This window comes from Oxynema aestuarii AP17 (genome assembly GCF_012295525.1).
Lineage (GTDB): Bacteria > Cyanobacteriota > Cyanobacteriia > Cyanobacteriales > Laspinemataceae > Oxynema > Oxynema aestuarii.
Genome location: NZ_CP051167.1, coordinates 2,609,457 through 2,622,305, shown reverse-complemented (window position 1 = coordinate 2,622,305; position 12,849 = coordinate 2,609,457). Strand labels below are relative to the sequence as shown.

3 protein-coding genes are annotated in these 12,849 nt (G+C 55.4%); 2 read left to right on the top strand and 1 reads right to left on the bottom strand.

Annotated elements, in window-relative coordinates:
- Positions 1-2 precede the first annotated feature (2 nt).
- The gene (locus HCG48_RS10615; RefSeq protein WP_168569138.1) at positions 3-1,274 is read right to left on the bottom strand and encodes an inorganic phosphate transporter; all 1,272 of its coding nucleotides are present in this window, start codon (positions 1,272-1,274) and stop codon (positions 3-5) included.
- 584 nt (positions 1,275-1,858) lie between these two features.
- Here HCG48_RS10615 and ilvB point away from each other — a divergent pair.
- Both ilvB and HCG48_RS10605 read left to right on the top strand, forming a co-directional pair.
- On the top strand, positions 1,859-3,721 hold the full coding sequence (gene ilvB, locus HCG48_RS10610; RefSeq protein ID WP_168569137.1) for a biosynthetic-type acetolactate synthase large subunit: 1,863 nt from the start codon (positions 1,859-1,861) through the stop codon (positions 3,719-3,721).
- Between the two features lie 323 nt (positions 3,722-4,044).
- Complete coding sequence (locus tag HCG48_RS10605) at positions 4,045-12,786, top strand: CHAT domain-containing protein (RefSeq protein ID WP_168569136.1); 8,742 nt, start codon at positions 4,045-4,047, stop codon at positions 12,784-12,786.
- Positions 12,787-12,849 lie beyond the last annotated feature (63 nt).

Genomic DNA, 12,849 nt, shown 5'->3' with positions numbered 1-12,849 from the left:
ACTTATAGAAGATGCACGATTGAAAAAATGCTGGCTCCTAGAATAGCAGCAATGGGAACTGTAATCAGCCACGCGAGGAAAATTCCTCGCAAAGTCGCCCATCGAATCGATCGCCAGTCGGAGGCCAAGCCGATACCGATGACGCCGCCGACGAGGGCGTGAGAGGTGGAGACGGGCAAGCCCAAGCGCGAGGCGATCGATACGGTGGTGGCGGTGGCGAGTTCGGCACAAAAGCCGCTACTCGGCTGTAAGGCGACGATCCGCTCGCCGACGGTACCGATCACCTTTTTACCCCAAACGGCCAACCCCGCGACGATGCCCAACCCGCCGACGAGTAACACCCACACCGGAACGTGAAAGTCTCCTTGGGGAACGAATCCGGTGCGCCGGATATAGGCGATCGTCGCTAAGGGCGCTACGGCGTTGCCGACGTCGTTGGATCCGTGGGCGAAGGCGACGAAACAGGCGCTGAGGACTTGAAACCGGGCGAGTTGTCGTTCGATCCGGGAGTCGAAGCGCGATTCGCCGTCGGGGGAAACGTCGGCGGGGGTCTCGGGCAGGCGATCGAGTTGTCGCCAGCTTACCCAACACAGGGAGACGGCGGCGACACTGCCGACGAAGACGGGCAAGTTGTGGGCTGGAATGGCAATGGCGAAACGAACTTGGAGCCACTGGCGCAGGGGTTCGACGATCTCGGGCAAGACGATCGCCCCGAAAATCCCCAAGAGGGCGGCACTGAGCCAGGGAATCCATTCTTGCAGTTGTTGGAGGGGATGGGGATGGTCTAAAATCCAGCGCTTGACGAGGGTGTAGAAGCAGGCGGCGATCGCGGCACTGATGGCCGGGGTGAGGATCCAGCCGATCGAGATCGTGGCGATCGTCCTCCAGTCTACGGCGCCCCAGCCTGCGGCGACTGCACTAAACCCGGCTAGGGCTCCGACGACGGCATGAGAGGACGCGACGGGCCAGCCGCGACTGGTGGCGATTTGCAGCCAAATGCCGCAAGCGAGCATGACCGAGACCATGCCCGCGAGCAGGAGATAGGGGGTTTCGGCGAAGCGATCGCCCTCGACGATGCTGGTGGCGAGGGTTTTGGAGACGCGCCCGCCGAATAAGACCGCGCCGCTCAGTTCTAAGATTCCGGCGATCGCCAGGGCTTGGCGCAAGGTAATCGCTTTGGAGCCGACGGAGGTTCCCATCGAGTTGGCGACGTCGTTGGCCCCGAGGTTCCAGGCGACGTAAAAGGCAAGCAGGGCGAGAAAAATGAGCAGCATGGGCGTGAAAAGTCGGCAAAGATCTAACACCTTACGTTAGCGCTAAAGCGGGCTTGACTAAGGCGGGAACGATGCGATCGCGCGCCATTCTGGCTCCGGCCAGGTTGGGAGCCGCCGGACCGATCTGTCAGGCATTCCGGTCGCGACGATCGCGGAACCTGTAAGCGAAAGTGCGATCGATTGTTGACTCGGAGTAGTTCGATCCGTCGGATCCGGGCGGCGATGACGGGCGCGGTTTCCCAGGGCGCGATCGGGGCTTGACAAAAATCTCGAAATCCTGCGATTCCCGGCAGGTCCTAGGGGGAGAATGTTTAAAACTAGGGGGTGGAAACTGGCTCCAATCGTGGCAATGTCGAGCCGAGTGGGAATCGAGAGAGACGTTCGTAATCTTTCGTAATCTAAATAATAAGAATGATTATCGGGCTAAAACCCAGGAAATCTCAAGTTTGAGGGAGTGGGGATCGGCGATCGCCGATCGGGGCGATCGCCGGAAATATAAAATCGAGCCAACAAAAACTGCAAAGCCCCTAATTCTTACGGCATGATTAGAGAAGACGCTTGACGAATCGATCGAGAGGTTTGACGTGATTTCGCAAAGCCCAGCCGAAAGAGCACAAACAACATCCTTACAACCCACTCGCCGCACGGGTGGGTATGCATTGATTGACAGCCTGAAGCGCCACGGGGTCAAACATATCTTTGGTTACCCCGGTGGGGCGATCCTGCCGATTTACGACGAGTTATATCGCTTTGAAGCCGCCGGGGAGATGCAACACATCCTCGTGCGGCACGAGCAAGGTGCCGCCCACGCGGCGGACGGTTACGCCCGCGCCACGGGGAAAGTCGGAGTTTGCTTCGGCACGTCCGGACCGGGGGCGACCAACCTGGTGACGGGAATTGCCACCGCGCATATGGATTCGATTCCTTTAGTGGTGATTACCGGGCAAGTCCCGCGCGACGCGATCGGAACCGACGCCTTCCAAGAAACGGATATTTTCGGGATTACCCTGCCGATTGTCAAACATTCCTACGTAGTGCGCGATCCTCGGGATATGGCGCGGGTGGTTGCGGAAGCTTTCCACATCGCCAGCACGGGAAGACCGGGTCCGGTGTTGATCGACGTGCCGAAAGATGTGGGCTTGGAAGAGTTCGACTACATTCCCGTGGAACCGGGAAGCATTCGATTGCCCGGATACCGCCCGACGGTGAAAGGCAACCCGCGCCAGATCAACCAAGCAGTTCACCTGCTCGCCCAAGCCGAACGCCCGCTCATGTACGTCGGCGGTGGGGCGATTTCTTCCGGCGCTCATGCGGAAATTCAAGAACTGGCCGAGCATTTCAATATCCCCGTAACGACGACGTTGATGGGGTTGGGAGCGTTTGACGAACAACATCCCCTCTCCGTGGGCATGTTGGGAATGCACGGCACCGCCTATGCGAACTTTGCGGTGAGCGAGTGCGACTTGCTGATCGCGGTGGGGGCGCGGTTTGACGATCGCGTCACTGGAAAACTGGACGAATTCGCTTCGCGGGCGAAAGTGATTCATATCGATATCGACCCGGCAGAAGTCGGCAAGAATCGGGCGCCAGACGTGCCGATTGTCGGCGACGTGCGCCAGGTGCTGGTGGATTTGTTGCGACGCTGCCACGAATTGGGCGATGCGGTCGATCGCACGCGCACGGCGGATTGGTTGGCGCGGATTAAGCGCTGGAGTGAAGATTATCCGTTGAGCGTACCGCAACATGCGGATAGTTTGTCGCCGCAAGAGGCGATCGTCGAAATCGGACGGCAGGCGCCGGATGCCTATTACACCACCGATGTCGGCCAACACCAGATGTGGGCGGCTCAGTTCTTGAAGAACAAGCCCCGTCGCTGGATTTCCAGTGCGGGATTGGGAACCATGGGCTTCGGGGTGCCTGCGGCGATGGGTGCCAAAGTGGCGCTACCGGACGAGCAGGTGATCTGTATTAGTGGCGATGCCAGTTTCCAGATGAACTTGCAAGAACTCGGCACGATCGCTCAATACGGGATCGATATTAAGGTGATGATCCTCAATAACGGTTGGCAAGGGATGGTTCGCCAGTGGCAGGAAACGTTCTACGGCGAGCGCTATTCTGCGTCCAACATGGAAGTGGGGATGCCCGATATTCCCTTGTTCTGTCAGGCATACGGGATGAAAGGGAAGGTCGTGACCCAACGGGAGGAACTGCCGGGGGCGATCGCCGAATTGCTCGCTCACAAAGGCCCGATGATTCTCGACGTGCGCGTGACTCGGAATGAAAACTGCTATCCCATGGTGGCGCCGGGTAAGAGCAATTCCCAGATGTTGGGATTGCCGGAACGCCAAAAGCTCGATCGAGCCACGGAGTTAGTCTATTGCAGCCATTGCGGGGCGAAAAATGTCTCGACGAACAGTTTCTGTCCGGAGTGTGGCACGAAATTGTAACTTATGTAGTCTTACATAAGATTATCGAGAGTCTTAACCAGAGAGATACACATCTCTCTGGTTATTTTTTAAGCTTTCACAAAGAATAGTATTAAGTAAGAAAAGCAGACATCTTGCTCGCACCACAGGGAGCGGAGCAGCTTTTCTATTGTAGCAAGTAGGGGTTTGGTTGCCAAACCCCTATTTCTGTGCATTTAAGGGATCGGTTTATATAATAGGACTAGAATCTGCGTAGATTGCCTACAGAAACCGGACAATTCTTAGGGAACTCCGATCGAGCAATTATCTTCAATTGGAGAAAAAGATAGGAAGGGGTATTAACGATGAATGACATCGATCGCTCAATTTCTTTAAAAATCTTGAAAGCATTAGAACTTAAAGCCCCTCATCCTTCTAAATCCCTGGGACTTTCGGTGTTATTCCTCGGTTTACTCCTGCCACAAGCCGGAAACGCCCAAATCACCCCAAATACTGACGGAACTGGAACCACGGTCGATCGAGACGGTCAAACCTTCACCATTGACGGCGGACGGCGATCGCCGGACGGGAGCAATCTCTTTCACAGTTTTAGCGAATTTGGACTCGACACGAATCAAATTGCTAACTTTCAATCCCATCCCGAGATTTTAAACATTTTAGGTCGAATTAATGGCGGCAATCCTTCCATAATTAACGGCTTAATTCAAATTACCGGAGGTTCATCTAACTTATTTTTAATGAACCCGGCGGGAATCGTTTTCGGAACGGACGCACGCCTCAATGTTCCGGGAGATTTCACCGCCACTACCGCCACGGGAATCGGATTTGAAAAGGGCTGGTTTAACCAGATTGGCGACCCAAATTACAGCAGTTTAGTCGGAAATCCTAACGCCTTTTCCTTTGAAGGATTGCCCCGGGCGATCGCCAACTTTGGCATCTTAAGCGTACCCGAAGGACACCAACTCGGTTTACTCGGGGGTAGCGTCCTCAATCTGGGTACCTTATCCGCCCCGGGTGGGGAAATTACGATCGCCTCCGTTCCCGGAGAGAGTAGGGTTCGCCTCTCACAACCGGGACACTTACTCAGTTTGGAACTCGATCGCCCGGACTTACCGGGTACCGACCCGACCAATTTACCCCAACTGCTGACTGGGGGCGGATTGCACCATGCTAACCAGATTACGGTCAATGAAAATGGCAGTATTCGCCTGTCCGGTTCCACGGTAGACGCGCCGACTCGGGAGGGAACGACCCTGATTTCCGGAACCGTGGACGCTTCCGGAACGACCGGGGGACAAATCACAATTTTAGGAACCCAAATCGGGACGATCGCCAGTGAGATCGATGCTTCTGGAAGCTTCGGCGGCGGGACGGTTTGGATCGGCGGCGAGTATAAAGGATTGGGAACTTTACCGAATGCCGACCTCACGTTTATCGATGCAGGGAGTCAGGTTCGCGCCGACGCGATCGCCTCGGGAAGCGGAGGAGAGGCGATCGTCTGGTCCGATCGCACCACGCGCATTTACGGCAACATCAGCGCCCGTGGCGGCGGAACGTCGGGAGATGGTGGCTTTGTCGAAACCAGTAGCGCGGGTTTTCTCGACGTGGCCAATCCGCCGGATGTGAGTTCCCCGACGGGACAAGGGGGAACTTGGCTGATCGACCCGTACAATATCACGATCGCCGCGACCACTACATTTAATATAGATACGGCGATCGACCCGTTTACCGCAACCGGGGACAATGCCAACTTAGATGTCAACGACCTGATTGCTGCGTTGACCGATGGCGCGACCGTGATCGTTTCTACGGGAACCGGGGGAACCCAAGACGGGAATATTACTCTAGTCAATGGAACCATTCTGGATTTTGACGGGACGGGAAATAATACCCTCCGCTTAGAAGCGGCGAATACGATTACCATTGATGGCACGATCGAAGATAGTACCCCGGGGGGAGATTTACTCAACTTATTTTTAATTGGCGATACCGACGGCGATGGTGAGGGTCAAGTAATCGTGAACAATACCATTGCGACTGGAGGCGGAAACCTGACGATTGAGGGGGACAGTTTGACGGGAGTAGGGATCCAAATTAACGGCGATCTCGATTCCGGTGGGGGGGCGATCGATTTTCTGGGAGAAGGAAGCGGAACGATCCAGAGTCAGGGAATTTGGATCGATGCGATCGTCGATTCTCAAGGCGGTGCGATTTCGATGGTAGGAACGAGTACCTCTTTTGAGGGACTTCGGATCGAAGGGACGATTCTTTCCGGCGGCGGAAGCATTAACCTTACGGGGATTGCAATTACCAATCCCGGACTATTAGCGACCGGATCGATCGATTCCGAAGGTGGCGAAATCAACTTAACAGGGACGAGTGATACCTTTCCAGGCATATCCACCTTTGGTTTAATTCAATCTCAGAATGGAAATATCAATATGTCCGCAACGAGTTCCACTGCAGAAGATCTTTCCATTGCGGATACGGTGGATGCGGGAACGGGTAATCTAACCCTGACGGCGGATGAGATTAATTTAGATCCGGGTTTTGGCACCCCTGAATTGTTGGGAACGGGCAATTTAATCATTCAACCGGAAACACCCGCCCTCAATTTCCAAGTGGGAGGGGCTGGAGATTCGGCGCTTGTCTATCTGACCGAAACTGAGGTAGACAATATTTGGGGAGATTTTGCCTCGATTACGATCGGACGGGCGGATGGGAGTGGAACTCTGACTCTTGGTGGCGATGCCTCTTTTTTCTCGCCAGTAACCCTACAAGTTCCTGTTGGAACGGGGACGATCGCCACGACCGGGGGAACGATCTTTGGTCGATCGATCGAATTACTGGCTAACCAGGATATCACGATCGCCACTCTTGTTGCTGCCTCTGGAACCATTGAGATAACCAGTAATAATGGCAATATCGATGGAACCCAGGGAAGGCTAGACACTTCCAACGAAGGAGATGGCGGTCCGATCTCTGTTAATGCACCGAATGGGGCGATCGACTTAGGTACGGTACAAACGAATGCTGTTGGTGGGGATGGCGGTTCGGTAACGGTGATTGGCGATGGAGATATTAATATTGCCGAAGTAGCAGGGACTTCTATTAATACCACGGGGACTGTCAGTGGGGATGTCGAAATTACCAGTAATAATGGCGCGATCGCGATCGACGGACGTATTTTTGCTGGAGTAGTTAACGGAGATACGGGGGGTAACGTTAGCTTACAGGCGAATAATGATATTTCCGTATTGGGGGACATCATTAGCAGTGGCGACTTAACCGCCAGTGGTTCGATCGAGATTGTCAGTACCAACGGCAGTGTCAGCGTTACCGATGTATATGCAGATTCCGGATCGGGAACCGCCGGAAATATAACGGTGACGGGATTGGGCGACGTGACGATTGGGGAGATCTTCGGCAGCAGTGAAGTCGGGCCGGGGGCTACGGTGACGCTGACCAGTAACGAAGGGGCGATCGCCGTCGGTGGTACGGTCGCCGATGTATTTTTCGCAACCTTCTCCAACGACGGACCCGGAGGTGACATCACGATCGATGCCGCTAACGATGTTACCATCAACGAAACCATCGACACGACGGGAACCACGGGGGGCGGCTCGGTAAGTATAACCAGCGATAACGGGGCGATTTCCACGCTGGAGGTCAGAACAGGCTCGACTGGGGGAACGGGAGAGGCGATCGCCCTCGACGCCGCCACCACGTTGACAATTACTGGGGGGGTGGATGCTAGTAATAACAGCGCGATCGACCTGACTGGAGACGAAATCGACCTCAACGGCGGCCTCGATAGTATACGCAGTCCGGGGGGGACTTTAACCCTGCAACCGCGCGACCCGAACCGCAATATCGAACTCGGGGGGGCGGCGAATGTGGCGGGCAGTTTGAGCCTGACGACGACGGATTTAGAGGCGATCGCCGACGGATTCAGCAGCGTGACGATCGGACGGAACGACAGTAACGGCACCCTCACGGCCCTCAGCGATGTCACCTTGAGCGATCCGACCTCGATCCAAGCCGGGGCGATCGATACCTCCGGGGTCACCCTCACGGGAGAAGACGACGCCACGATCGCCCTCGAAGCCAATAATAATCTCACGACGGGAAACATCGCCAATCCCGGACGGGAAGTCAGCCTATCGAGTGCCGAGGGTACGATTGATTTTAGTACGGCCACGATCGATACTCGTTCCCCGAACGGAGTCGGCGGCGAAATCGTATTCGACAGTGCCAACACCTTAATTTTGGGCAATATCGCCACCAACGATCGCGATCTGACCTTCGATATGCCGATTCAACTGGCCTCCGATAGCGCGATCGCGATCGAAGGCGCGGGCGGAACCATTACCTTTAACGCGATCGTGAACGGCAATAGCGATCTCACTTTAACCGCCGGAAGTGGAGATCTCAACTTTAATGCAAATGTCGGCAGTTCCAGCCCTCTCGGAAGCGTCCGACTCAACAGCAGTGGCGTCACGCGCATCAACGCCAATCTCAATGCGGGAGGCTTGCAAACTGACGGTGCAGGCAGCATCGAACTCGGCGCCACTGTGGCGACAAGTGGAACCACCGGACAGACGTATAACGAACCCGTCCAACTCACGGACAATGCGGGTCTGAGCAGTAACAATGCCGATATTACGTTTAACAATAGCGTCGATGGTAGCCAAAATTTAACGGTCTCTACCGGAACGGGGAATGTTACGTTTAACAGCAATCTCGGCAATATAACCCCCCTGGGACAACTGCAAATCAACAGTAGCGGTACGACGGCGATCGCAGGCACGGTCAATGCCACTGGCGTGTCAACGGATGCCGGAGGGACGACGGAACTGAGCCAAAATGTCACGACAACCGGAGCGACGGGACAAAACTATGGCGATGCGGTGCAATTACTCGGGGCGATCGCCCTCACCAGTCAAGATGCCGACATTACGTTTGACAGTACAGTCAATGGCAGCCAAGATTTAACTGTCAGCGCCGGAACGGGTGACGTGAGCTTGAATGGCGACCTCGGGAATGGCGAACCTCTCGGCAACCTACAAGTGAATAGCAGTGGGGTGACCCAACTCGGCAACATCCGAGCTGCCAGCGTCGAAACCGATGCCGAAGGCAGCACCGAAATTTCCGGCAATATCATTACAACCGGGACGACAGGACAAACCTATAACGATGGGGTGGAGCTGACGGGTAATGCTAGCCTGAACAGTAACAACCAAGTCATTACATTTAGCAGTACAGTCGATGGCAATAACCCGTTAAGCGTCGATTCTGGAACCGCCGCCGTCAACTTCGATCGCGCGATCGGGAATAATATCCCCGTCGGCAACTTCACGGTCAATTCCGGGGGGACGGTACGGTTCGGGAGTACGGTCACCGCCAGCAGTCTGACCGTTTCCGGCGCCGGAACCAGCGAACTCAACGGCGACGTAACCACCACTGGAAGCGCGGGACAGACCTATGAGGGGAATGTTTCTCTCTTGGGAAATATTGTTTTAACTGGAGATGAATTAACCTTTGATGGCTTGGTCTCGGGAACGGGACGAGTGCAGTTGCAACCGTTTACCAGTAGCCAACCGATCGCGATCGGAGGAACCCAACAGACCAGTGGTTTGGACTTGACCGCCACCGATCTGGTCGCGTTGCAAGATGGATTTAGTGAGATCGTCATCGGTCGCGGCGATGGCAGTGGGGCGATCGCGATCGCCCCCAATGGTGCGACTTTCTTCGATCCGGTGGTCTTACAATCCCCGTTCGGGGCGATCGCCGTCAACGGGATCTTGCAAGGAACAGACGACGCTACTTTAAGCCTCAGCGCGCCCAATATCGCCCTCAACGCCGATCTCCTCAGCGCCGATCGCGATATCACTTTGGGAGGAGAAAATAGCGCGATTACCCTGGGGAACAATCTGCTTATTTCCACCGGGACGGGTTTGGGAGACATTCGCTTACTCGGTCAGTTGCAAGGGGCGCGGGATCTGACCCTAGACAGTGGGATCGGCAATATCTTCGTTTTAGGGTTTCTCGGTAACAGTCCCTTGGGAATTTTACGCGCCAACAGTAGCGGCGTCACCGAGTTCGCCGGAAACCTGCAAGCGTTGGGAATTTTAACGGATACTGGCGGAACCACCGAACTTTCGGGGACGGTGACCACCACGGGAGGTGAGGGACAAGTTTACAACGATCCGGTCAGCTTAATTGGGGAGACCCGGTTAGAAAGTAATGGCGCCGATATTGAGTTTGGAGACCGTCTCGACGGAAATGCGGATTTAACTCTCAATGCAGGACTGGGGAATATTTTATTTGCCGGGGAGGTTGGCGCGACGGAAGCGTTGGGAATTTTAACGATTGAAAGTGCGAATAATGTAGACGCCTTGGGATCGATCGCCGCCAGCAGTTTCATTCAAGAACAAGGGAGCTCGACGACCACTTTAAACGCGCTGACGACGACGGGAAGGGTGGATCTGAATGTAGAGGGCGCGATCGCGATCGAGCGGATCGTCAGCAACGGCGGCGATGTGGGGTTGACGAGTAATCGCGACGCAGTGACGGTTCTCGGGGGAATCGATACCCGTACGACAGAAGCGGGAACCCCGGGGGGTGCGGTTTCTGTTGTAGCGGCGACGGAGATCCTCACCGGAGGTATTTTAACCTCCGCAAACAGTGCCAGTAGCGGGGCCGTCTCCCTGAGTGCGTCGGGAAATATTACCACGGGGGCGATCGATACGCGATCGGCGATCGGCGATGGCGGACCGATGACCCTCAACAGTACGGGAAACAATGGTAGCTTGCTGACTGGAGACTTACTCAGTAGCGCCAATAGTGGCGATGGCGGTCCGGTGTCGCTGACGGCGCCCGTTGATATTACCACGGGCAATATCGATACGAGTTCGGTCAGTGGGGATGCGGGTTCGGTCAAAGTTGACCCGGAAACGATTAATATTGCGTCCATTCGCGCCGAAAGCGTCTCCGGTCGCGGTGGCGAGATCGACGTGGTGGCGTCGGAGTCGATCCGAATTACCGATAGTTTTACGGCGCAAGATGGCACCGTTTCGAGTATTTCATCTCAAGGGGGTGTGGGCAGTGGGGCGATCGCCCTCCAACACGGCGGCGATGAAAATATGTTATTTACTGTGGGCGATCCGACCCTCAACGGGACTGCAGGGGCGATTACCGCCGGATTTGGACCGGAAGATACGATTTTACCCACGTTTGCGATTCCCTTCCCGCCTCAAACCTTTACTCAAGGGAATATCACCGTTCGGACGACGGCCCCAGAACCGCCTGTTATCGAACCCGTAGAAGATCCGATCGTTCCTCCGGGAACACCGACAGAACTCGAACCCGCCGGGGAGATTACCTCGCCGGAAAGTCCTACAGTGGAGGAAGTCGCGGCGCAATTCGGGGAACCGACGATCGCCGAACCTCAGAGTCCGGAAGCGCCACAACCGGGAGTCGGCGAGACGGACGCGCCACAAACGGCGCCGGAGGATGCGGTTGTAGAGGAAACGGCGACAGATACGGAAACGGCGACAGATAATGTCACCGATAGTGTGAATGAGGCGATCGCCCCTCCGATCGCGATCGATCCGGTCGAGGTAGAATCTGCCGAGGCGATCGACTCGGTAGACATCGATACAGAGAATCCCACAGTTTCCGAGAGTTCTACAGGTTCGCAAACCTCGAATTCCTTCCCTCAAGAGGGGGAAGTCAGCGCCGCCTTACAAGGGGAAACCTTAGAAGAAGAAGAGATCCCGGCGGAGGATATGGAGTATCGCAACGTCACCGAAGATGTTTCGAGGGTGGAAGTCGATCCGGGAATGGAAGAGATCGATCGCGCCTACACCCAAGAAGTGGCACAATATTTCAGCCAACAAGGGGAAACGAGTTCGTCCTCTGGCGAAGTAGTCAGCTTGAGTGAGGCGCGCAATATTTTGCATCGGGTCGAGGAGGCGACCGGGGTCAAACCTGCCTTGATTTACGTCAATTTCGTCCCGTCCTACAGTGGCGCCGATGAGGACAGCGACGAGTTAGATTTAGTCTTGGTGACTACGGACGGGAAGGCGCTGCGATCGCGCGTCGGCGTCACCCGAGGGAAAGTGATGGAACAAGCACGCCGATTGCAAGGGGAAATCACTAATGCTCGCAAGCGCAACACCGACAGTTATTTACAAGCTTCCCGCCAATTATACGATTGGATTATCGCACCGTTGCAAGCCGATCTCGACGCGCGCGAGATCGATAATTTAGTGTTTATTATGGATACGGGGTTGCGATCGCTGCCGATGGCGGCGTTGCACGACGGCGAAGGATTTGTCATCGAACGCTACAGCGTCGGACTGATGCCGAGTTTGAGTCTGACCGATACCCGTTACGGAACCGTCAAAGGGACTCAAGTGCTGGCGATGGGGGCGTCGGAGTTCTCGGAACTCAGCGACCTCCCGGCAGTTCCGACCGAGATTCGGGCGATCGCCACCGAGTTATGGTCCGGTCAATATTATCTCAACGAACAGTTTACCTTAGAAAATCTCAAGAAACAACGAGAACAAGGACGCTACGGCGCCATTCACCTGTCTACTCACGGTCAGTTCCTCTCCGGCGAACCGGGGAATTCTTACATTCAATTGTGGGATACCAAATTGGGCTTAGACCAATTGCGCGAATTGGGATGGAACGATCCCCCAGTCGAACTGCTCGTCCTCAGCGCCTGTCGCACCGCTCTCGGCGACGAACAGGCAGAATTGGGTTTTGCGGGGTTAGCGTTCCAAGCGGGGGTTAAAACCGCCGTAGCGTCTCTCTGGTACGTCAGCGATGAAGGGACGTTGAGTTTAATGACCGAGTTTTACCGTCAGTTAGATCGGGCGCCGATTAAGGCGGAGGCGTTGCGCCGCGCCCAGTTGGCGATGATTCGCGGCGAAGTTCGCATCGAAAACGGTCAGTTAGTCGGGACTGGGGAATCGGGTCAGTTACCGTTACCCGAAGAAATTGCCAACCGGGGCGATCGCACTTTATCCCATCCTTATTATTGGTCGGCGTTCACAACGATTGGCAATCCCTGGTAGGGGCGATCGACTCGAATGGAAAAATAGGGATGATCTTAGCGCCGATTTGCTCGTGTAACAGGC

Excerpts from the sequence above, each read along its gene's own strand:
- HCG48_RS10615 (WP_168569138.1), bottom strand. The coding sequence starts at position 1,274 with ATGCTGCTCATTTTTCTCGCCCTGCTTGCCTTTTACGTCGCCTGGAAC.
- HCG48_RS10605 (WP_168569136.1), top strand. The coding sequence starts at position 4,045 with ATGAATGACATCGATCGCTCAATTTCTTTAAAAATCTTGAAAGCATTA.